Origin of the sequence: Sphingopyxis sp. Q841 (assembly GCF_052384365.1) — a bacterium.
Classification (GTDB): Bacteria; Pseudomonadota; Alphaproteobacteria; order Sphingomonadales; family Sphingomonadaceae; genus Sphingopyxis; species Sphingopyxis terrae_A.
The window spans coordinates 1-24,451 of sequence record NZ_JBQSUM010000004.1 but is presented as its reverse complement, the minus strand read 5'-3'; the positions used below and the strand labels follow the sequence as shown (position 1 = coordinate 24,451).

The window sequence follows — 24,451 nt, the reverse complement described above, 5'->3', positions numbered from 1 at the left end:
TCTATTGTCCCAGTCGCGCAGAGCCATCCGCAGCGTTCAGCGGCAGCACCAGACCCGAGATCAATCCGGCCAACTCCATCTGGCGATGAACACCCAACTTTGCGCGCACGCGCTTCAGATACGTCCGCGCCGTCTCCTCCGACAGCCCGCACCCTTCCGCCGCAGTGCACAGGCTGCTCGATTTCAGGAAGTGGCCCAAGAACCGCTGTTCGGACGGCAGCAAGCCGAGCGCTTCGAGCAGCGATGTCGGTGCATCGACCTTGCCCGGACCCATTATGATCACCATGGCACAGCGCGTCATGTTCTCTCCGGTGCGCGATTTGGCCGAGATGACGTAGGCGAGTCGCCATTCACCATCGCGGCAATCGAGCCGGAAGACATCTTCGACCGGCGCATCGGGCGATGCGGTGGCGGCGCGGCGTATGCTTTCGCGCAATTGCTTGGCTTGCCTCGGATCTGCGGCGAAAATCGCGCCGTCAGCGGCGCGGATCAGCCATTTTCGCTGTTCGACCAAACTGGTGGCCGCACTGTTTAGAAACAGGGGCTGTGCGTCGGCCGACAACAGCGCCATCGCCATCGAAACCCGGTCAAACATACCCTCCAGCATGGCAGAGCGTTGCGACTGCTGTGCCAGCTGCGCCACCCCGGTGGCCGACTCTGCAAGTAGCGGCGTGATCAGCTGCAGTGATGCCGCATCACGATCGCTGAAATGCGCCTCGCCATCCTGGCGAAAAAACAGCGCGCGAATGTCCTTGCCATCACGCTTCATCTGGATCGCAATGCCGTTGTGGAGCGGACTGTCGACGTGAGCGTCAATCGGTCCAGCTGCCGCGCGGAACAGGGCGCCGGAAAACTGGAAATGATGCACCGGCTGCGCGCCGATCCGCCCCCAGATATCCTGCATCATTACCAGCAGATGCCGAGTAGCGGTGGGGTCGCCGCGCATCTGGTCGAAGCCGATCAAAAAGGAGTGACGTTGACGCCTCGTTCCCGGCAGTGTGACGGTCAAAATCGCCGACCTCACATCAAATTGCAGCAAGTAATCGTGCCAGAGCCGCCGGGTGTTGGCGGCGGCATCGTCCGACAGGCAATGGTCCGCCATGACGTCATGATCTTCGCCCCCTGCCAACGCCTCAAACAGGTGGACATCGCCGCGGATCGCTTTGTCGCGCGTCGCCTCGTGATATTGGGTTGGAAATTCCATGGTCGCAGACATTAGGGCCCCCAAAAAACATCGTCCCCGAAGCGAGGCCGAGGCTCGCAACAGGCGTTTCACGCGCGACCATGATGTCTGGCGCAATGCTCTGGTTACGGGCCAGAACCTATGCGCCCACCGGGATTGCCCGAAGCAATTGTCACCCGGCGTTGGCTTTCGATTGACGCGAATCTCTCGATAGCGTCGCCGGCCGTGACGGATGCTGGCGACGCACTTTGTCTATTTCGATTCGGCCGATCGAGTCTATTATCCCCTCGGACATATCCGTTAGAGTAGTTTCCCGTTCCGCCGCCGCACATTACTCTTTGATAGCTACGAATAGAGGGGGTCGGCACTCGAATCTGGAATGATTCAGGAGGGGTGACGTGCGGAAATCAAGGACGTTTTGGGCGAGCACGCTCGGCGCACCCGCTGCCGCCGCGGCGTTCGCCATAGCTCCGACTCCACTGCTCGCGCAGTCGGCGTCGTCCGCGGTCGCGCCATCGAGCACGATGGCCGCGCTCGCGCGTCAAGTCGTCATCTCCAACCCCGAAATCGCGGCACAGCGCCATCAGGTTCGCGTCGCGGCCGCACGGCTACAAGCGGCCGAGGCAAGCTATTTGCCGACGATCGAAGCGAACGGCGTCGTGCAGCGGCGTGAGATCGACATCAAAAACGGTAGCAGTACGAACGACGCGCGCTACACCGCCGGACAGGCCGGGATCGAGGCGCGGTTGCGCTTCTATGACGGCGACCGCACTTACAACGGCGTCAAAATCGCCAAGGCCGAACTGGAAGCGACCAGCGCGGGGCTGGACGCTGTTATTTCGGACGTACTGCTCGAACTGCTGACCAGCGCCGCGGACGTCCAGCTCAACCGCAAGATCCTGCGATTCACCGAGGCACAGACTGAGGCAATCGGAGAGCAGCTACGCGCGACGTCGCGTCGGCTCGAATTTGGTGAGGCCACCCGTACCGATGAAGAACTGGCGCGCGCGCGGTTCGCGACCTCGCAAGCCGGGGTCCTTTCCGCGACCGAAGAACTGGGCGTCAACGGACATCGGTTTCGCAATATCAGCGGGCAGTCTGGAACGATGGTGCCGCCTCTGCCGCCGCTCGCGGAGGTTCCCTTATCGCTTGCCGCGGCTCAAAGAATTGCCCAGGATGCGGCGCCGCGGCTCCGAGCTGCGCGGCTCAACGCCCAGGCGGGCAAGTCGGGGGTGCAATTTGCCACTGGCGCATTGCTCCCGCAACTGGATGCGGTTACCGGCTATGATTATCTGACCGGCGGCGCGACCAATACATTCACGGGCAAATATCCTGACGATCGCTCGTCGCTCTATTACGGGCTTGAACTGCGCGTGCCAATTTTCCTGCCGCGCGATCATGCCGAGGTTCGCCGCGCTCGCGCGGTCCGCGATCAACGCCTTTCGCAAGTTGATATGGCGGTACGAACGGTAGCGGAGGAGGTCGCGAACGCTTGGGCGCGCTGGCAGTCAGCAAAGAGCACGATCGTCGCAGCTGAGGCGGCGGTCGCGGCCACACAAGAAGCGGCAGAGGGCATCAAGAAGGAAGCGGTCGGTGGCAACCGGACCCTCACCGACGTTCTGAATGCGCAGAATGAATTGCTGAACGCGCGTGTCACCCTGGAGCGCGCCCATCGCAACGAATTTGTCGCGCGCGCGAGCTTGCTGGCAGCGACAGGGCAGCTCGACACCAGGGCCATTCTCGACGGCCGCTGCTGCAGTTCCGACACGAGCGAGCGCCCGACGATGTCGGCGCTCGGCCGACCTCGCGTGGCCGACGTTAACAAGGCCGTTGCCGATCCCGCAACAGCGCCTCGCCCGCAGACGTCAACGCTGGGTCAGACGCCCGATCGCGACCCCTCCGACACTGCTGCGCCTGCGGGAAGCTCGGGACGCCCGGCAAGCTCGACGCTCGGTCAAAAACTTAACTAGCAAGCACGTTTTCTTGCCGGATTGTGCTGCTTCGGCAAGTGCAGAAAGTGGTGAAAGCCGCGCAGCTCGGGAAAAATCGCGGCATGCGTTCGGCGCCGATCTGCCCCAAAATGAACCACCTCATAAATATATCCCCCATGTCCCCAAGCAGGAATGTCCGGTCCCCCTGCCCCGCCATATCCCATTGTCATGGCCTCGAGTTTTCGGGGTCATTTGGGGGGATGGCAAAGCCGAGTCGGCGAAACCGCATCCCTGCGACCCACCAATGAAGAGGATAGCGAAATGCCTACAGTTGGATCATCTAACGCACCGACCAATCCCAAAAATCCCACGGCTCGTGGCCAGGTATTGGGAACCAATGCGGTCGACTTCATCGATCTGAACACCCTCGTCCACACCGCGAACCTGCCTTATAACGCGCGCGGCAACGGCGGGGCGGACACCGTTTTCGGCAATAATTTCGACAACGATCTTTACGGCGATGCGGGTGACGACAATGTCATCGGCCGCAGCGGCAATGATCGCATCGACGGCGGAAACGGCAACGACACGCTGATCGGCGACCAGGCGAGCGTCTCGGTCCCCGCGCCGGGCCAAGTCCTTTACACCGGCGACGACAACGGTGTTGCGGATGGCAACGACACGCTGCTCGGCGGCGCTGGTGCCGACACCGCGTGGGGCGGCGGCGGGAACGACTTCCTCCGCGGCGATGCCGGAGACGACGTGCTTTATGGCCAATCGGGCGATGACCGCGCCGACGGCGGCGCTGGCAACGATATCGTCGATGGCGGCACTGGCAACGACAATCTCTACGGCGGGACCGAAACCGACGTGGTGACCGGCGGCGACGGCGACGACTATATCGATGGCGGCACCAACACCAATGGCGTCGACCTGCTTTCGGGCGGCGACGGCAACGATGTGATCTTCGGTGACAAGGGCGTCAATCGCAAAGCCGACGAAGATTATGCCTATAATCAGAGCAACTATAACCGCGGCATCGGCCAAGCCGACGAAATTTCCGGCGGCGCGGGCGACGACCAGGTCTTCGGCCAAGGCGGCAACGATCTGATCGACGGCGATGCCGGCGATGACCTGTTGTGGGGCGATGATGGCGACGACACCATCTTCGGCGGCAACGGTTATGACCAGCTCGACGGCGGCGAAGGCGACGACTCGCTTTCCGGCGAAAATGGCGATGACGAACTTAACGGCGATGCGGGCAATGATGTCATCCGCGGCGGCGCGGGGCTCGACTTCGTCCAGGGCGGTGCCGACGATGACGACATCGGCGGCGGCGACGACGACGATACGCTGAACGGCAATGACGGCAACGACCTTGTCCACGGCGACGACGGCAACGACGTGATCGCTGGCCAGGGCGGTAACGACACCCTCTATGGCGATGACGGCGACGACGTGATCCGCGGCAACGGGGATCCTTTCTTCGACCCGCTTGATCCGGAGAATACCGATGCCGATTTCATCTCGGGCGGCAACGGCAACGACATCGTCAACGGTGACGAAGGCGATGACGTTATCGAAGGGAATGACGGCGACGACCTGCTCGCGGGTGATGACGGCAACGACAGCATCGCCGGCGGCGATGGCAACGACAACATCACCGGCAACGACGGCAACGACGTTGTTTCAGGCGGCGACGGCGACGACGTCATTCAGGGCAACAACGGCAACGACAACCTCGCCGGCAACGAGGGTGACGACCTGATCTATGGCGGAGCCGGCAACGACCTGGTCGATGGCGGAGACGGCAATGACCAACTCGCCGGCGACATGGGCGCCGATACCATGTTCGGTGGCGACGGCGATGACGTCATGTATGGTGACACGCTGTACGAAAACCTGGGCAACACCCCGGGCGGCAACGACACCATGTCGGGCGGTGACGGCAACGACTATATGTCGGGCGGCATGGGCAACGACAAGATGAACGGCGATGACGGTGACGACACCATCCGGGGCGACACCGGCAACGACACCATCGACGGTGGTCTTGGCGATGACAACCTGGAAGGCGAAAGCGGCAACGACAAGATCACTGGCGGCGAAGGCGATGATCATATGTCGGGTGGCGCGGGCAAGGATCTGTTCCTGTTCGACGCGACCGATTCGTCGCCCGGCTTTGGCGACGACGTCATCGGCGCACCGTTCAGCCTCGGATCGGGCCGCGACTTCAACCTCGCGAACCGTGACACGCTGGTATTCGATGTCGATGCCGGCTTCGATCCCGCTGCCGACATGTTCGTCATCACCGGCGACTGGGACGGCCAGGGTGACGCGCTCGACGTGTACATCTTTACCGCGGTCGGCTCGGTGCTGATCGAGGACTTCTGGGAAGGCGCCTCGGCCCCGATCGCGGCGATCGCTGCGCTGGGTGGTTATGACACGGTTGATGCGCTCAACGCGTACAGCCAGGGCAATGCGTCCTACGACATGATCACGTTCGTCTGAGGACAAGGCTTCGTACGGGGAGCCACTCCTCGACGGACCTCTGCAAACTGGAGGGCAGGCCGCGGCCTGCCCTCCTTTTTATGTTCGGAAAAATCCGCATATCGCCAATGCCACAATGAATTCGGATCGTCACCGAGCGGCAATTTTTTGCAATGTCCCCATCAGGGAATGGCAAGAAACCGCGCCTTCCGCCAATTTTGACGCAAGGATGACAAGCTAGAATCATCCGGACGACGCCTGCTTCGATCGAGCAGGTCTGCAGAGATTGGGTATAAGAAGAATAGGTTTCTGTCGATATTCGGGCGGCAGTTTCGTCCCTCGGCATTCGGCGGAATTTAGTTCGGTCAGCTCCCGCTGGCTAGCCGTGTCCGCCGCCATGCCCCCTGGCGGCGGCCGGCATCGATTTTCCACCCATTGTCACGTTTGCGCCGCGAACGGCCTGCCCGAAACCTGAGCCCAACCATGATGCACATGTTCATCCTGCCTTTGTCGATGGCGTTCGCGGCATTGCAGCCGCTGCCGCCGGACGGCGCCCCTGCACTCAACCTTCCCGTTGACTGCATTGTCGGCCGTTCCTGCCTTATCCAGAAACTGTTTGATCACGACCCGGGGCCGGGCCGCCGCGACTATCGTTGCGGCCAGTTGACGACGAACGGGCATGACGGGATCGACATTCGCCTGCGCACCATGGCCGACATGCGGGCTGGATTTGCAGTCCTGGCCGCGGCACCCGGCACGGTGCTCCGCACGCGCAACGGCGAACCGGACGTCAGCGTCAACAACCGAGGGGCACTCGATGGCAGGGACGCCGGAAATGCGGTCGTGATCGACCATGGCGGCGGCTGGCAGACCCAATATAGCCATCTTCGCCAAGCCAGCATCGATGTGCGCCCGGGCCAGCGCGTCAGCGGCGGGGAGCGGATCGGGTTGATCGGTTTGTCGGGAAATAGCGAGTTTCCGCATCTGCATTTCACCGTCCGGCATCTCGGTAGGGCCGTCGATCCGTTTGTCGGCACCGCCCCCCTTCCGCCCTGCAATTCCGAAGTCCGCACGACGGGGCTGTGGACAGCGGTGACGGCGCATTCGCTGGGGTACGAGCCCAGCGCAGTGATCACGGGCGGCCTCGCCTCGGCAGTACCGCCCAAGGCAGTCACCGATCGCGACCCGCCCCCTATGCCGAACGGACGACACGCGCCGCTGATCCTGTGGGTCGATGCGATCGGCGCGCGCGCCGGTGACTATCAGGCATTTTCGATTGCCGGGCCCGACGGACAGATCGTGCATGAACAGCAATCGGTTGTCGAAGGCGGCGGGCTCAGCTGGTTCGCCTATAGCGGCAAACGCGCACCGGCGGCAGGCTGGCCCGCGGGCCGGTACACCGGCCGATATGTGTTAAAGCGCGAAAATGCAATTGTTGCCAGGATTGAAACGACCGCCATGATAAAATGAGATTTTTCATTGAGATCAAAATATCCAATTGCAAAACCAAATGATATAATCATATTTTCAATCAAATATTAAGTTATCAAATATTATTACGTAAAGAGATTGAATTTAAATCTCTTTCAAGACAATATTCAACATGAGACAACTCATAGGGACATATTTGATATTTTTAGCAATATAAATGGAAAATTAATCCATAAGATATTGTTTTAATACAAAAGTATATGTGTCCATACCGGAAATTGCCATTGCAGAATCACCCCCCGGGGTTTGTATTTCCCGGCGAGTGACAAGACGCGGGCACAGGTCGCCAAAGAGAACCCAGCACGATCACAAGAGCTTGCATGGTGGTTCCGCCCCATATCCGGCGCGGAAATGCGGTGCAGTTCGCCGGTGTGCGCAGCGGCCCCGTACTGGCTGCTGCCCCGTGACCGGCGAACAAAGGTGCAGGGGGCATTAGGCGATGGGGTTGAAGCGGAACGAAAAGGCCGGCGAAATCGCCACCCCCGCGCGCGCCACCCCGCCCGGCGCGGCCTCGATCCTGCCTCTCGATGGCGTGATCCAGCTTCCACCCGGAACACGCCTCGATGCAATCAAGCTTTCGGGAAACGACCTCGTCGTCACGCTGCCCGACGGGCAAGTCCTGGTCATCGTCGACGGCGCGCTGCGTATCCCGCACATCAAGGTCGGCCCCATCAACATCCCGGCGCCCACCGTTGCCGCCCTGATCGCAAATCAGGAGCCTGAACCCGCCGCCGGGCGGCCGCAAAGCTCGGGCGGCAATTTCGCTCAAACCCCAGGCGACATTGGCGATCCGTTCGCGCTCGGCAACCTGCTGCCGCCGACGGAGTTCGGCTTTCCGAAAATTCCTGCTCTCGAAGTCATTCCCGACGCGGTCGACGACAAACCCCGGGTTGTTATCACGACCCCGGACCAGACGGTCGGGGTCACCGCCGCGACCGCCGTGGTTTCTGAAGCGGCGCTGGCCGCGCGCGAAGCCGAACCGGCCGGCAGCAATCCTGACTCGCCGGGCGAAACGACCAGCGGGACGATCCAGATAGCCGCACTTGACCAGCCGGTCGTCGTCACGGTCAATGGCACGGCCGTCACCGAGGTCGGCCAGCTTATCCCGACCCCGCTGGGTCAGTTGACCATCACCAGCATCGCCCCGGGGCTGATCGGGTACACCTACACGTTGACCGACAACAGCACCGACCCCGCCGCGACCGATACGGTAACGATCACCGTTACTGACAACGACGGCGACGTCGGGAGCGCGACGCTGACCCTGACGCTCGAGGACGATGCTCCCATCGCTCGCGCTGACATCGACGATACCGAAGCCGGAAGCCGCCTGCCCGAGTCGGGCAATGTCATCACCGGCGCGGGAACCGCAAGCGGTGCGGACGGCGCCGATACGCCCGGCGCCGACGGGGCAATCGTCACGGGTGTCCGGGGAGGATCGGCGACCGAGTTCGGCCCGACCGGAACGCCGGTGCAGGGTCAATATGGCCGTCTGGCAATCGCGGCCGATGGCACCTACGCCTATGTCCGGTCCGCCGGTACGCCCGGCGGAGTCAGTGATGTCTTTACCTACCAGCTCACCGACGGCGACGGCGATGTATCGACGGCGACACTGACGATCCGCATCGGCGACAGCGCGCCCGCGCTGATCCTGCCCGCAGCGGGCGACGACGGCACCCTCGTCGGCGAAGCCGGCCTGCCTGATCGCGATGGCGAAAGCCCCGGTTCGCGTTCGGGCGACGATTCCAACTTCACGTCCGGAACGATCCAATTTTCTGCCGGCGACGGTCCCGCCGCGCTGACGATCAACGGGGTCGCGATCACCGAAGAGGGCCAGGAAATCGCGCTCACCACCGGGACTTTCTATATCGTCTCGATCAACCCCGATTCGATCGAATATTTATTTGCCCTTACCGACAACACGCTCGGCGCCGCGACGTCGCAGCCGATCACCGTCGGCATCACCGACCTGGACGGCGACACCATCTCCGCCAGCTTCGACATCGATATCCTCGACGACGCGCCCGAAGCGGTCGCCGATTACGACAGCGTCGCTGCGGGCAGTTTTGCCCCGGCCACCGGCAACGTAATCACCGATGCCGAGAATGACGGCGGGCGGGACATCCCCGGGGCCGATGGCGCCAGCGTCTCGTCGGTGTCGGGCGGCGGCGCCGCCGTGGCGGCGGGTGACCCGGTTGCCGGCCTGTATGGCGTGCTGACGCTGAACAGCAATGGCAGCTACAGCTATGTCCGAAATCCCGACACGCCGGGCGGCGTGTCCGAAACCTTCACCTATACGCTGACCGACAGCGACGGCTCCGTCGCCACGGCCACCCTCAACATCGCGATCGCCGACGACAGGCCAGACGCCGTGGCCGACGAAGGAGAGGTCGGCGAAGGCCAGACGCTCGAGGTCGATGCCGCGGGCGGGTTGCTCGCCAACGATGACCTGGGCGCGGACGGCACCAAAATCCTGGGCGTGCGCGCCGCTGGCGCAGACCCGTCGGCGGCGGCGACAGGCGGCGTCGGCGCGGTCATCATCGGCCTGTACGGTGAGCTGACAGTCGCCGCCGACGGGAGCTATATCTATGTCGCCAATCCGAATATTGTCCCACCCGGCACCGCCGAAGATGTTTTCGTCTATACGCTTGTGGATGGAGACGGCGATCAGTCGACAACCACCCTGACGATCCGTCTGAGCGACTCGGGATTGTATGCGGACGTCGTTCAGTTGCAGGTCGACGAGGCAGCGCTCGCCGCCGGCAGCGATCCCGAGAGTGACGCGGAAACAGCGTCGGGCGACCTCAATGACAATGTCGTCGGCGGCACGGGACCATTCGAATTTGGCTTGGTCGGCAACGGCGTAGGCACCCATGGTGTATTCACGCTCAATTCCGATGGAAGCTATTCCTACACGCTGACCGGCGCGATCGACGGGCCGACGGATGACGATGGCACCAACCTTGTGCCCACGGTCGAAAGCTTCACCTACACTATCACCGACGCGTTCGGGAATGTGACGCAGAGCGAAATCGTCATCGACGTGCTGGACGATGTGCCGGTCGCACGGCCGGCACCGTCGATCACCGTCGCTGAAGACGCCGCTGCAATTTCGGGCAATTTGCTGGCGAACGATACGCTGGGCACGGACGGGGCCATGGTCACTTCGGTCACGATCGGCAGCGCGATCGTAGCGGTCGCCGCAACCGGCATCACCAGTTACAACACCGCCAACGGCACTTACACATTTCAGGCAAACGGCGCTTGGGGCTTTGATCCGGCGCCGCAGGTCAGCGTGTTTCCGATCCACGCCGACTTCACCTACACGATCACCGACGGTGACGGCGACCAGTCATCGGCAGTACAGCAAATCCGTCTCGCCGACGGAAGCCTGCCGACCGCAAGCGGTCCGATCCAGCTGACCGTCGATGACCAGCATCTCGAAACCGGATCGAGGCCGTCGCCAGCGCAACCCGTCTCAGCCAGCGGCAACATCCTTTTCACACCCGGGTCCGATGCGATCGCGTCGATCGGCTTTGGCGACATTTCGGCGCTGGACGGCGGGCTCAGCTGGACTCTGGGATCGGATAACCAGATCATCGGCTGGGACGCCGACGAAAACCCCGTCGTCGTGATCGACCTCAGCGTTTCCGGCAACGTGGCGACGGTGACCGCCACCCTGCAATATAATTACGCGCTGCACCCCGATACGACGATCGACGATCTGGTCGATCTGGGGTCGATCGAGGTTGTCGCGATCGACGCCGATGGCGATATAGTCGCGGGAACGGTCAGTATCTCAGTTTCCGACGACGTTCCGTCGATCACTGCCCTGTCGCCCACGACGGGTTTGCTCACGGTTGACGAAACCGACCTTGGCTTCGATGCAACCGCCGATTTCACCAAGCTTTTCAAAATCGTGATGGGCGCGGACGAAGGCACTGTCGGCTATAGTTTCGAAGTGACCACCGCGAGCGGGCTGGTCGATGTCGCGACGGGGTCGAAGATCATTCTGCAGGCGTTCGGCAATGTCGTCGAGGGACGATTGCAGGATTCGCCAACGATCGTCGCGTTCCGCTTGACCGTAGCCTCCGATGGGCAGGCGACGCTCAACCAGATCCGCGCCGTCCGGCATCCCGATGATATGAATCCGGACGATGCGATCACGCTCTCGCCGACGATCATCCGGCTGACCGCGACGGTCACCGACGCCGACGGCGACCATGCATCGGCGCTGGTCGCGATCGGCAACGCGCTGGTGTTCAAGGACGATGGGCCGTCGATCGACGCCACCAACGTCGACACGAATGCGATCACGCTCACCACGCAGGACGCCAACACACGCGGCGACGCGCTCGACGTGGCGACCGCCAATTTTTCGGCGGCCTTTTCGACGTCTCTGGTTAATTTTGGCGCCGATGGCTCCGCGGATGCGGGCACGGTGACCTGGACCTATTCCCTCGCGCTGGGCTCGGCGGCCGCGACCTCCGCCCTGACCAGCCACGGCGTGCCGGTCACGCTGGCCATTATCTCCGGCGAGATCGTCGGCAGCGCGGCCGGTACGCCCATTTTTTCCATCGCCGTGAACGCAGCGACCGGCGTCGTCACGCTGGCCCAATTTGCCGAGATCGACCATCCGCTACCGGGCTCTCCCGGCGATTATGCCGCGCAGCTCGTTGAACTGGCGGCCAATCTGGTCGAACTGCGCGGCACCGCGACGATCGTCGATCGAGACGGCGACAGCATTTCGGATACGGTGGCGGTGGATCTGGGCGGCAATATCCGCTTTGCCGACGATGGCCCGTCGATCGCCGCCGGCGGGACCGCGTCGCCTTTGACGGTCGATGAAAGCAATTTTGCCGCCGATGCGACCGTCGATCTGTCGGGCCTTTTTGCCGGAACGACCGACTCCGGCGCCGATGGCCCGGGCGCTGTGACCTATGAACTTGGCGTTGCCGCCGGGACCAGCGGCCTGATCGATTCGCTGACGGGCGAAGCGGTGATCCTGTCGATCGAGGGCGGCGTCGTTTTCGGGCGCACCTCGACGCACGAAGTCTTCCGCATTTCGGTGGTGCCCGGCGGCCTCGTCACTTTCGACCAGTCGCGCGCGGTCCTCCACACGCCCGACAGCGGCCCCGACCAGGCGCTTTTCCTGGCGGGTAGCAATCTGATCACGCTGACCGCGATCGCAACGGACGGCGATGGCGACACCGCGCGAACGACGACCGACATCACCGGGCAATTTGCGATCCGCGACGATGCTCCGAATGCGGTGGATGACCAGGACAATGTATCGCGCGACGGAGAGGTTTTTGCCGACGGCAATGTGCTGACCGGACTTGGCGGGACCGACGCCAATGGCATGGACGGATCGTCCGACAATGCAGGCGCCGATGGCGGGCTGATGGTTGTCGGCGTGGCATTCGGAGCATCCACGGGAACGCCGGGGGCCGTCCTTTCGGGCAACTATGGCTCGATCGTCATCGCCGCGGACGGAAGCTACCGCTACGACCTCGATCCCAGCGATCCAGCGGTTGTCGCGCTCAATCCCGACACGACGCTGACCGAAAGCTTTGAATATACGGTGCGCGACACCGACGGCGACACGTCGGTCGCGACGCTCACCATCTCTATCACCGGGATCAATGATTTCCCTGTTGCGCGCGCCGACACCAACTGGGTGCTTGACGGCGTCAGCGGTTCGGATCCAATCGCTGCCGGTAATGTGTTGCAGGACATCGCGCATTCCGGTGCGCCCTTTGGCAGCTTTGCCGACGTCGCGGATAATGATCCCGACCTGGAGGCGATCACCGTCACGTCGGCAGGAACATATGTGGGCCTCTACGGCACGCTCGTGATCGATGCTGGCGGCAGCTACACATACACGCTCGACGAGGACAAGCCCGTCGTCAACGCGCTCGACAGCGGACAGACACTGACCGAAAGCTTCGCCTATACGATCAGCGACGGATCGCTGTCGGTCGGCTCCACGCTGACCATCACGGTGTTCGGAAACGACGATGTACCAACGATCGGCACCGCGATCGCGCGCGTATCGGAAGAAGGCCTGCCGAGCGGGCTGCCAGACACGGCACCGAATGCGACGCTCGACACCACCAACAGCGCCGTAATCAGCGGTACGCTCGCCATAGCCGACGCCGACGCCGGCGAGACACTGACCGCAACCCTCGGCGATCCCGGTGCGGTGCTGACTGCGGGTGGCAGCGCGGTCGCCTGGACCGGCGTCGGTACCGGAACCTTGATCGGTTCGGTCGGCGGATCGGAGGTTATTCGCGTCACGCTGGCATCGAACGGCGCCTATACGGTCACCCTGTTGCGCGCTGTCGACCATCCCAATGTCGCGCTCGAGGACCTTAAGGGTTTCTCCGTGCCCGTGTCGGTGTTCGACGGCACGACGACGACGACCAGCGCGTCGGCAATCCAGATTGTGATCGAGGATGACGCCCCGACCGCCACCGGCGAAACCGGATCGTCGTCGCAGCCGATGCAGGATGTGAACACGCTCTTCATCCTCGATTTCAGCGCCAGCATCGACGATGGCGAACTCAACACGATGCTCGATGCCGTTCAGGGCGCGCTGACGCAGCTCGATAGCGCCGCGTCGGGCGCATTAGCGATCAAATTCGTGATCTTCTCCTCGGGCTCGTTCGCATCGGAATCCTTTTCGACCGCGGCCGACGCGAATGCGTATCTCGACTCGCTCAATCCGGCAGCGGGCGGCGAGCGGCCGTCGGAGGACGATATCGGGCTGAATACCAATTACTCTGGCGCCATCCAGACGGCGCTGGCCAATTTCGCCGCGATCCCCGGCGCCAGTAACCAGGTCTTTTTCCTTAGCGACGGCAACCCGAACCAGCAGATCCAGTTCGGCGGCATTCCGCCAACGGTTATCAATTCGCTGACGGCAGCCACGGCGACAGCCTGGAACGACTTTGTCGACGGCAATGGCGTTAATGTTACCGCGATCGGTATCGACAACAATCCCTTGCAACCACTCAACATACAGCGGTTGCAAGACATCGACCTGAACGCGGCACCGGGCAATGCCCCTATCCTGGTCGACGATTTCGACGATCTGGTCCCGACCTTGCTGTCGGTCATCGTCCCTTCGGCGGTGTCGGGCGATCTCGACGCGAACGATTTCTTGGGTGCCGACGGCGGCCGCCTGCTTTCGATCACCGTCGGCTCGACCACCTATAACTGGGACGGCGCTTCGAGCATCGCCGTATCGAGCGGCGGCAGCATTGCTGGGACGACCCTGAACGCGATAGCGACCCCGATGGGCGGCACACTCACCCTGAACTTCGCGACGGGCCACTATAACTACCAGCCGCCCAGCCCGATCACGGTGACCGCGACCGAAGTGTTCACCTATGTGGTCACCGACCGCGACGGCGACACCGCAACCGCCAACCTGTCGGTCACCATCACCGCACTCGCGCCGCCGATCGCCGTCGACCTCGACGGTGACGGGGTGGAATTTGTTTCGAACGCGGCCGGGGCCAGCTTTGACTATGATGGCGACGGCATCGCCGAAACCACTGCATGGGTCGGCGCCGATGACGGGCTGTTGGTGATTGACAAAAATGGCGACGGCAAAGTCAACAACGGATCCGAGCTGGTCTTCGGCAGCGGCGTGCTGTCCGACTTGCAGGGGCTAGCCGCCGCCTATGACAGCAACGGAGACGGCAAGCTGGACGCCGCCGATGCCGAGTTTTCGAAATTCGGGATCTGGCAGGATGCCAACGGCAACGGCATGACCGACGCGGGCGAATTCCGCTCGTTGGTCAGCGAAGGCATCATCGCTATATCGCTGACGCCAGATGGACGCGCCTATGTCGCCGCTAACGGACAGGTCGAGGTCCGGGGCGAAGCGCTTTATACGCGCGCCGACGGCAGCACCGGCAAGCTGGCGGATGCAGCTTTCGCGACCAACTTCGCCGATCAGCAGCGGATTGCCGCAATCAATGGTACGGCGGGGGTTTCGGCTGCAATGCTGGTCGCAGGGCTTGCCGCAACGGCCCCGCTGGCCGCTTACCCACCGGGAGCACCCGACGGCGAAATCTCGGTTTCCGGCCCGCAGGTCCAGGTGTCGAGCGAAGCGGCGGAACAATCACTGACCCTGCCCGAAGCAAAAGCCGACGGCTTGGTCCACGAATTCTATTCTGGCCCCGAGATCGCCCGGATCGAGCGCGAGGATACCTCGTGTCGGTTGGGCGACGACGACCGCGATGCGGCGCATGACGACACAGCCGATACGGCGCCGCCCGATCCGGACTACGTCGGGTTGCTAGCGGCAACCGAAATCGACCTTCCACCCGAACCGGCGAGTTCTTCCGCATCGGGCGATCAGATACAGTTGACGACGACGACGCAAGCAGTGACCGCTCCCGCTGCGGCGCAGATCGGCACAATCGTCGCCGCTGCCCTGGAGGGGCCGGCGGTCGAACTCGACGCCTTGCTGGGCCCCGTGGAGCCTCCCGAACCGGTACTCGCCCGCATCATGCTGGGCGTCGGCGGGATCGGCGACGGGATCGGCGGCGGCGCATCGGGCCACTCGTTCATCGCCGATCTCACACAGCAACATGTCGTGGTTCAGCTCGAGCAGATAGCGTCGGCCGGGCACGCCTGAACCACAGGCGGCGATGTCGGTCAGGACGAACCACGGGCGCAGACCAGAGATCACGCAGAAGGATCTTCGACTTCGACCGGACAATGCAGGGGAATGATGATGTCGAAATTTCGCACCGCAGCCTTGTCGCTCACCGCCGTGGCGCTCGCCACGACGCACGACGTGGGCTGGGCCCAGCGGATCGAGCTGAAGACTGCAGTCGAGACTGCGGTCCAGACCAATCCCGAAATCAACCAGGCGATCGAGAACAAGACCGCGATCGAATTTGAACGCGAGCAGGCGCAGCGCCTGTTTGCCCCGCGCATCTCGATCGAGGGATCAGTCGGCATCCGCCGCCTTGAAAATGGCACGCGCCGCGCGCTGGGCATCGCCGATGACGTGCTTTATCCGATGGAAGGCAGCCTCAACGTCGAACAATCGTTGTTCGACGGCGGCGTGCGCCGCAACGAGGTGCGGCGCCAAGCCGCGCGTACCGACGGCGCCGCGTTCCGTGTCGAGGAACGCTCGCAGTTCATTGCGCTCCAAGTTACGCGCCAGTATCTCGACTATCTGTTGCAGCAACGGATTGTCGCGGCATCCGAAGACAATATTGATTTCCACAGCAAGCTGGTGACCGACCTGCGCGAAGGGGTCGCGAAAGGCTCGCTCAGCATCGCCGACCAGCAACAGGCCGAGGAACGCCAGCAGGCCGCTCGCGCGCGGGTGACCGAAGCAAATCTTGACCTTGTCAATACCTCGGCCTCATTCCGCACACTGACCGGCCTCGACCTTGTTGACGGTGCGGCCTTGCCGCCGTCTCTGGCAGACAGCATTCCAGCCACGCTCGAAGACGCGCTTGCCCGTGCCCGCGAACGCAACCCGCGCGTGCTTGAAGCGCAGGCGGACCTTGATGCCGCGCATTTGCTGCTGCGCAAGGCAAAGGCCGAATTATCGCCGACGCTGGCGCTTGAAGGCAATGCGCGGATCGGCGACGACATCGACGGTTTTCGCGGCGAAACCAACGACCTGCGCGCCGGGGTCGTGCTGCGTTGGGATGTCTTCAACGGCGGCCTCAAGCGATCGAAGGTGCAGGAAATGCATCGGCGCGAAAAGGAAGCGCGCTATCGGGTGGATCAGATGATCCGCGAAGCCGAAGAGGATGTGCGCGTCGCGTGGAACACCTGGGATGCACAAGGCAAGCTGGTTAAAGAGCTGGAAGAGCAGAGCCGGGTTTCGGACGAATTGCTGCGCTCGTACCGCGCACAGTTCAATGTCGGTCGCCGCTCGTTGCTCGATGTTCTCGACGCGCAGAATACGCGCTACAACGTCCAGGTTCGTGCCGAGACCGCGAAGTTCGCGCAATTCTATTCGGAGTTCAAACTGCTTGCGGCGCTCAACGACCTGCTTGCGGCGATGGATGTCCAGCCGCCCGCGGCCGCCGCCGCGACCGCACGCGAACGCTTCAAGCTTCGGCCTACCCCGGAAATGAACCCCGAAGCGATGCGGGATCCCACATGAACTATCCGGCCGACGCCCGCGGGGCGCGACAGTCGCGCCGAACGTCCCCCGCAACGGGTTTCGAAGCGTGGCGCAGTACCCCGGCGCAAGGCGACGAACTGCTTGCGTCGGTGGCGGCGATTGCCGCGCTGTTCGAGCGCCCTTTCTCTGACCTGAGGGCAAAGAAAGGGCTGGCGCTCGACGACGACGGTCTGCTTCCGCTCGATCAGATCGATCATGCGCTCGACGCCGTCGGCCTCCGCTGCCACTTGGTACGGCGACCGCTGTCTGCATGGAATTCGCACGACGTCCCGGCCATTCTGTTGCTAGCCGACGACCGCCCGGTGGTCCTGACCGCGATGGAGGGCAATGACTGTTGGATCCGCCTGCCAGGCGACCCAAGCGACCTTCAGATCGAATGCCGGCTGCTCATGGCCGACTATTCGGGACGAGGGGTCATCGTGCGCCACAATCCCGCCAGCGAAGCCGTGCGCGAACGCCCGTGGGACGAGGTTACGAGACAGCACTGGTTCTGGAGCGAGGTGTGGAAAGAGCGGAGCCAATTTGGCTATGTGATGTTCGCGTCGCTGCTGATCAATCTGCTCGCTTTCGCGATGCCATTGTTCACAATGAACGTGTACGATCGCGTTATTCCCAACAAGGCGGCGGCCAGCCTGTGGACGCTGGCACTCGGCGCGTTGTTTGCCATCGCGGTCGAATATGGGCTGCGGCTGGCGCGCACCGGACTGATCGACGAGGTCGGGCGCGGGATCGATGCGCGGCTGTCGCAGCGCCTGCTCGACAAGGTTCTCAACCTGCCGATGGCGACCCAGCGCGGCAGCACCGGCGCGCTCGCGCGGCGGGTGACCGATTACGAACAGGTCCGCGATTTCTTCGCCTCGACGACCATTGTGCTGGTGACCGACATCCTGTTCCTGGTCGTGTTCGTTGCGCTCATCGCGGTGCTCGGCGGCTGGCTGGCAGTCATTCCGATGGTGGCGATGGTCGTCATGCTCGCGATGGGCTGGGTGTTGCAGCGTCGGATGAGCGCCGCCGTTGCGGACGCACAGGTCGATTCCAGCATGCTGCAGACAACGCTGGTCGAAACGATTGGAAGCCTGGAAACCGTCAAAGCCTGCCGCGCCGAGGGCCGGATGCTCGGCAAATGGCGGCGCTTGTCGGCATCGAACGCCTATACGCAGGAGGAAATGCGCAAGCTGACTGCAACCGCGGTCAACTTGGCGACACTGTGCCAGCAGGCGACTAGCGTCGCCCTGATCATTGGCGGCTTCTATCTGTTCAACGCGGGAATCATTTCGATGGGCGCGATCATCGCGATCGTAATGCTAGCCAGCCGCTCGCTCGCCCCGGTCGGCCAACTCGCCTTCCTCATGACCCGCGGACGGCAGGCGTTTGTTACGCTGAAAAGCCTGCAACAGTTGATGGATCAAGAGGACGAGCGCGACAAGGGCAGCCGATCGATCACCCCCGAAGTACGCGAGGGGCGGTTGCAGCTCGACCATGTCAGCTTTCGCTACCCCGACACCGAACGGGAATCGCTGGCCGACATCAACCTGGTCATCGAGCCCGGCGAACGCGTCGGACTGATCGGCCGCGTCGCCTCGGGTAAATCCACGCTCGGGCGCGTGCTGTGCGGCCTCTATGATCCCACCAGCGGTAGTTACCGCATCGACGGGCTGGAAAGCCGCCAATATGATCCGCACGACCTGCGTTCGACTTTGCGCTTCGTCGGCCAGGATGCCGAGCTGTTCAGCGGCACTGTGCGCGAAAACCTCTTGGTCGGCGCCAGCGAGGCCGACGACGCCAGCATCATCGATGCCGTTCGCCGGTCGGGCGCTGATGAATTTCTGGGCCGAGACACGGCGGGTTTCGATTTTCATATCGGCGAACGCGGAGCGCGCCTGTCAGGCGGGCAACGCAGCTTTCTCGTCCTTGCGCGCGCGCTGCTGAGCCCGGCAAATTTGATGTTCCTCGACGAGCCGACCGGCGCGATGGACAGCCAGACCGAAAAGCATTTCGTCGACCGGCTGAAGGCGGCTATACCTGCCGACCAGACGATGATCATCGCAACCCACCGGATGACTGTGCTGGGTCTGGTCGACCGTCTCATCGTCATGGATCACGGCCGCATCGTCGCGGATGGGCCGCGCGACGTAATCCTGGCGCAGCGAGCGGTATCATGACCGCTGCAACTGCCCGGCGATATGGGACCGTTGCCCGCGACGACAGCCGGCGCACCATATTGTGGCTCGTGGTCATGGCGGTGGTGGTGACCCTGCTGACCTCGCGGACGATGTGGAACCAGCTTTTCGCCTTCGCAGGCAGCGATACGCCCGAGGCCGAGTACGACAGCGCCGACACCCCCGTGATCACCGACCGGGAAATAGCGCGGCTCATCAAGCTGACCGAAGAACCCGCGACGACACCGATTCTGGCACCCGATACGGCGATGACGCGCAATCAGGCAATCCCCTTTTACACCGGGCCGGTTGCATCGGCGCGACCCTTTCATCCGATAACAGTCGATCGACAGGCGGCGTTGACCGCGCTGCGCTGTCTGACCCAGGCCGTCTATTTCGAGGCGGCGTATGAGCCTATCGCGGGACGACGTGCGGTCGCGCAGGTCGTGATCAATCGTGCTCGGCACCCCGCTTTCCCCAAATCGATCTGCGGTGTGGTCTATCAGGGGGTCAACCGCCCCGTGTGCCAGTTCAGCTTCACCTGCGACGGCTCGCTGAGCCGGCGGCCCGATCCAGCCAAGTGGCGAGAGGCTGAAGATGTGGCACGCGCCGCGCTGGCGGGCTATGTCGAGCGTTCGGTCGGTCATGCGACCCATTATCATGCCAATTACGTGTCGCCCTATTGGGCACCGAAGCTGGTCAAGATCGCGCAGCTGGGCGCGCATATCTTTTATCGATGGCCCGGAAAATGGGGTGCCCCTGGGGCGTTTTCGGGCCGCTACAGCGGCGTCGAAGTCATCCCGACGATATTGGCGCGCAGCGCGGTCAAACGACCGCCCGAAGCCGGCGAAGGCGGCGGGAAGATCGAGGGATCATCGGCCAGCGCGCGCGAAGCCATGCAGGACCGCCGCGCAGACAACGACGCCGGCGGCCGGCTCGACCCGGCGCTGGGCTGGCAGCTAGCGATTCCCGAAGCCGAGCAGACCAGCCGCGCTTCGCGGATGATGGCGCGGCAACAGGCCGGCGAATTCGATGTCGCCATTAAGGAGAGCGGACCATGATCAGATCACGGCCCTATGTGGGCACGCGCCGGGTCATTTTGGCGTCAGGCGTCGGCATGTTCGTCTTCGTCAGCTGGGCCAGCTTTGCGCAGGTCGATGAAGTCACTCGCGGCCAAGGCCGTGTCATACCATCGAGCAAGGCGCAGATCGTCCAGTCAGCCGAGCCGGCAACGATATTGGACATCGTGGTGCGGTCGGGGCAGCCAGTACGCAAAGGCCAGTTGCTGGTCCGGCTTGACGATACTGAATCTTCATCACAGCGGGGCCAGATCGAGGCTGAAAATCGCTCGCTCGCCGCGCGCGCTGCACGGTTGGACCGGGAGGGCAATGGTGGCGCGGCAGCCGATTGCGCCCCGGACGGCCGCGGCATCCGCCCTGCCGAGTGCAGTCAGGAAGCCGATTTGCAATCGGTGCGCGCCGCGACGCAGCGTAGCCGCCGGATGGCATTGTCCGCAGCGGTCGAGCAGCGTCGCCGGGACTATGGCGAGGCGCAGGCGACGATTGCCTCGCTGCGGTCAAGCCTGTCGCTGGCACAAGACCAGGTCGATCTGCTCGCGCCCCTAGCGGCCAAATCGATCGTGCCGCAAACCGAATTGCTCAACGCCCAGCGCGAGGTGACCGAGGTACGCGGCAAGCTTGCTGCCGCCGAGCAAGCGGCTTCGCGCGCCGCCGCCGCGATCAGCGAGGCACAGGCGCAGGTTGCCGCGGCTGGACTGGAGTTTCGTCAGGAGGCGCTCGACGAACGCAGCCAGATCGTCGCCAAGTTGGCAGTCAATTCGGAGTCGCTTCGCGGCGCCGCGGGACGCCAGCAACGCAGCGAAATCCGCTCACCCGCCAATGGCATCGTCAACGACGTCCAGGTAACAACGGTAGGCGGGTTCGTGCAAGCCGGACAAAAAATCATGCAGGTCGTGCCGGTCGGCGATAAACTTCTGGTCGAGGCACGCGTCGCGCCGCGCGACATCGCCTTCATCAAGGTCAACGACCGCGCCAACGTCAAGGTCACCGCCTATGATTTTGCGATCTATGGTGGTCTGTCGGGACGCGTCGTCCAGATTTCGCCCGACAGCTTGTATGACGAGACAATGAAGGAAGCCTATTTCACAGTCGTCGTCGAAACCGACGTTGCCTATCTGAAAAGTGGCCGTCGCAAGTTACCGATCACGCCAGGGATGGTTTGCGATGTCGAGGTGCTGACGGGCAAGAAGAGTGTGCTCAGCTATTTGTTCAAGCCGTTCCTGCGTGCGCGCTCGGAGGCGTTTACCGAACGCTGACGAATGCCCGAGACAGTTGCGAATGGCGGAGACAGTTGCGACAAGGGAGCTGCGGTAGCTGGCGCAATCCCCTTTTTGATATCGCCGCCGAGCTCGATCGCCTCAGGCGGCGCGTCCGGGCAGCGGCGGTGGCCTAAACGGCGCGCGAACGGGTCTTACCTCGCGGAGGTTTAACTGAACGGGCTCCCCCAGGCCATTCTTGACCCCCCAGGTTGCCGCTTGGGTACGATTCTCGACCCCCAGCTTGCGCAGGATCGCCTTGACATGAACCTTGACCGTGGCCTCGCAAATGCCGAGCTGCCGTGCGATGACCTTGTTCGCCATCCCGGCCATGATGCTTTCGAGGATTTCGATCTCGCGGCCGGACAGCCCCACCGAGGCGGCGCTGCTTTTCCAGTCGCCGCCGAGCGCTGCCGGAACCCAGCTGGTCAAATTGTTGACCAGCTGTGATGGGAAAACTTTCTCGCCCAGCGCCACCAGCTTGATCGATTCGACCAGCGGCGCGCACAGGATTTCCTTGACGATGACGGCATCGACACCAATCTGAAACGCCTCGACTACGTCCTCAAAGACATAATGGTCGAACAGTAACGCCAGGCGCGCATGGTCTTTTTTCGCGGCCAGCCGCCGACAGGCGTCGAGGCCAAAGCCGGTATCGCCGCCATCGACGACGATCACGTGAATATCGACATCATCCGCTACTCGCCCCAACGGGTCGAACAGCGCCGAAGCATCGGACACCGATGCCTGGATTTGAAAGCTTTCGCCGGAAAGGATGTTGCGTAACCCCTCCCTCGCGATCTCATATCTCGCCAATAAAGAAATCTTGATCAACTGCGACATTTCCGCCTCCGCTGAATTACCAGTCAAGGCGACCCCACCGGTCTGGGCCTCGGTCTAAACTCCAGATCCGCTTCGATATTCGTCGCGGTGGATTCCCGCGTTAGAAAGTTAACATTTCCATTCTGTTGCCCAAAGATTAACCGAAAGGTTATACAACTAAATGACAGAATCTACGACAATTTTTGACATATACCCACAAAGAGTGATGGTTGATTTCGCGGCAAGGTTGCTGGCGACTGAACCAGATGGCCCGAAGCGACCGTAAGTGCAGGAAACGCAAAGGTTTAGGGTTCACTCGCAATGCGGCCATGTCACTAGCCTTTCGAGTGATCGGGATGGCATCACACGACCGGGTCGCGACTACAAACCCTAACGATTCTGGTTAATGCAAAGCCCTCGGACGATCAATGTTTGGATTCTAACCCATCATAGGCGCGAATCGGCTTTGTTGCGGACTGATTGGGGCGTTTATCTTCTGGCACCCGGCGATCAACGCGCGAACATTCTTGGGTCAAGACCATTAATTCCCGATCGAAGCGTCGAAATTGCGAAGATATCGGGGTTGGGAAGGTGCCGCGGGTTGCATCGCTACCCGCAAGGCCGCGAGGGAGAAGGCCTTCGCCGACGCCTTTGGCGCCGCTGCGGCGGCCCTCACTACGTCCCCCCCCGTGTCCCGGTAGCCATGGACCCAGCGCCGATCGCCGCTGAACGACATCATGGGGCGCATAGCGACGGCCTGTCGCCCATCCAAGATGCGGTCAGTCATGTTATCGAGCACCACCCAGCCCGCCGCCGATCGCACGAGTAATAATGCATGGTCGGAGCTGACCGCCATGTCGCGCAGCAGGACAAGCTTCATCCGTTCATCGTCGATACCGGCTGCCCGTAACATCTGCATTTTCAAGATCGCGAAATCTTCGCAATCGCCTCTGCCCCGCGCCACCGTCTCTTCAGCGGTCGCCCAAAAGTCGCGTTGCCGATAGTTGCTCTCGTCGTCGGCATAGGCGATCTGGCGATTCACCCATTGATTGACACGCTCGAGCGTCGCCTCCTCGCTTAATTCTTGTGTTACCGCAGCGCGATCGAGTTGCGCCCGCATCATGCGCGCGGAAGGCGCCCGGTGAACACGCAACCAGCGATCGTCAAAACGCGTTGTTTCAACAGGGATTGCGATGGTCCCAAGCTCGCTGCTGTCATCCGCCAGCCCCCTTTCCATCGCTGCTAGCGGCGTTGTGCACTCGACGCGAATAGATACAGCATCCGCTCGATCCGCCCCGAACACAGGGTCGGCGCCCCGCGTGAGCGCGCGAACGGCGATCGAATTGCCGGGGGCAGGAACAGCGCCGAGCGCCGCCGCGGGTCGCTCCTGACTCATCCGAACGCGGCTGAGCGCGCTGGGAGCGCCGGCCTCCGACGCACGCTCGCCACCGAAATCCGGACCCGCGGGTGCCAGCAGGGCGCTCCTGCGGCAAGTGTCGGCGATCGCAAAAGCTTTGGCATTGCCAATCTTTGTCGCGGACGATTCAATTGCGGCATGCGCCGCGGCCGGCGCCATCGCCGCACCTGCGGTTAACGCCAGTGCGGTTACGCTGGCGATAGTGGAAGAGCGAGACCATCCGAACATGCCGACAGCAATGCCGCAACACCGTGAGAATTCGCTTCATCATCATGGTTAACGTGGCACTTCTTTCCCAACCGGTTCCAGCGATGCACGGCTGGGAAACCGCCGGAATTGTCTGTCGTCAGAACATTTGGCGCAGATCGCGGCGTTGATTAGCGGAGCGCGGGCCTCGTCCTGGGGTTGATATTAAGCGGCGAGCTTGCGGTGCTGCAAGCGTCGGTGTTCGA

At 62.7% G+C, this 24,451-nt stretch carries 11 protein-coding genes; 8 read left to right on the top strand and 3 right to left on the bottom strand.

Annotation, left to right across the window (positions count from 1 at the left end):
* Window position 1: 1 nt before the first annotated feature.
* Window positions 2-1,204 (bottom strand): helix-turn-helix transcriptional regulator, encoded by a 1,203-nt coding sequence (locus ACT17R_RS16195; protein WP_444809838.1) that lies wholly within the window; start codon window positions 1,202-1,204, stop codon window positions 2-4.
* A gap of 503 nt (window positions 1,205-1,707) precedes the next feature.
* Here ACT17R_RS16195 and ACT17R_RS16190 point away from each other — a divergent pair.
* The 8 genes from ACT17R_RS16190 (at window position 1,708) to ACT17R_RS16155 (ending at window position 21,760) form a co-directional block, all read left to right on the top strand.
* Window positions 1,708-3,153 carry a TolC family protein gene (locus ACT17R_RS16190; protein ID WP_444809837.1) on the top strand — a complete coding sequence of 482 codons (1,446 nt, stop codon included), beginning with the start codon at window positions 1,708-1,710 and terminating at the stop codon, window positions 3,151-3,153.
* Window positions 3,154-3,435: 282 nt separating this feature from the next.
* Window positions 3,436-5,625: a calcium-binding protein gene (locus ACT17R_RS16185; RefSeq protein WP_186401935.1), complete on the top strand. Its 2,190-nt coding sequence runs from the start codon at window positions 3,436-3,438 to the stop codon at window positions 5,623-5,625.
* A gap of 462 nt (window positions 5,626-6,087) precedes the next feature.
* Window positions 6,088-7,074, top strand: coding sequence for a M23 family metallopeptidase (locus ACT17R_RS16180; protein ID WP_444809836.1), 987 nt, complete (start codon window positions 6,088-6,090; stop codon window positions 7,072-7,074).
* 466 nt (window positions 7,075-7,540) lie between these two features.
* The gene (locus ACT17R_RS16175) at window positions 7,541-15,748 is read left to right on the top strand and encodes a DUF5801 repeats-in-toxin domain-containing protein (protein ID WP_444809835.1); all 8,208 of its coding nucleotides are present in this window, start codon (window positions 7,541-7,543) and stop codon (window positions 15,746-15,748) included.
* 93 nt (window positions 15,749-15,841) lie between these two features.
* Entirely contained in the window at window positions 15,842-17,245 is a 1,404-nt protein-coding gene (locus tag ACT17R_RS16170) for a TolC family outer membrane protein (protein WP_444809834.1), read from the top strand.
* A complete protein-coding gene (locus ACT17R_RS16165) occupies window positions 17,242-19,428 on the top strand; it encodes a type I secretion system permease/ATPase (RefSeq protein ID WP_444809833.1) in 2,187 nt (728 codons plus the stop codon). Before ACT17R_RS16170 ends, ACT17R_RS16165 begins: the two co-directional genes overlap by 4 nt.
* On the top strand, window positions 19,425-20,486 hold the full coding sequence (locus ACT17R_RS16160; RefSeq protein WP_444809832.1) for a cell wall hydrolase: 1,062 nt from the start codon (window positions 19,425-19,427) through the stop codon (window positions 20,484-20,486). Before ACT17R_RS16165 ends, ACT17R_RS16160 begins: the two co-directional genes overlap by 4 nt.
* Complete coding sequence (locus tag ACT17R_RS16155; RefSeq protein ID WP_444809831.1) at window positions 20,483-21,760, top strand: HlyD family type I secretion periplasmic adaptor subunit; 1,278 nt, start codon at window positions 20,483-20,485, stop codon at window positions 21,758-21,760. Before ACT17R_RS16160 ends, ACT17R_RS16155 begins: the two co-directional genes overlap by 4 nt.
* A gap of 102 nt (window positions 21,761-21,862) precedes the next feature.
* On the opposite strand, the gene ACT17R_RS16150 is transcribed toward ACT17R_RS16155, so the two are convergent.
* The gene (locus tag ACT17R_RS16150) at window positions 21,863-22,603 is read right to left on the bottom strand and encodes a LuxR C-terminal-related transcriptional regulator (RefSeq protein WP_444809830.1); all 741 of its coding nucleotides are present in this window, start codon (window positions 22,601-22,603) and stop codon (window positions 21,863-21,865) included.
* A gap of 520 nt (window positions 22,604-23,123) precedes the next feature.
* Window positions 23,124-24,227 (bottom strand): transglutaminase-like cysteine peptidase, encoded by a 1,104-nt coding sequence (locus ACT17R_RS16145; protein WP_444809829.1) that lies wholly within the window; start codon window positions 24,225-24,227, stop codon window positions 23,124-23,126.
* Window positions 24,228-24,451 lie beyond the last annotated feature (224 nt).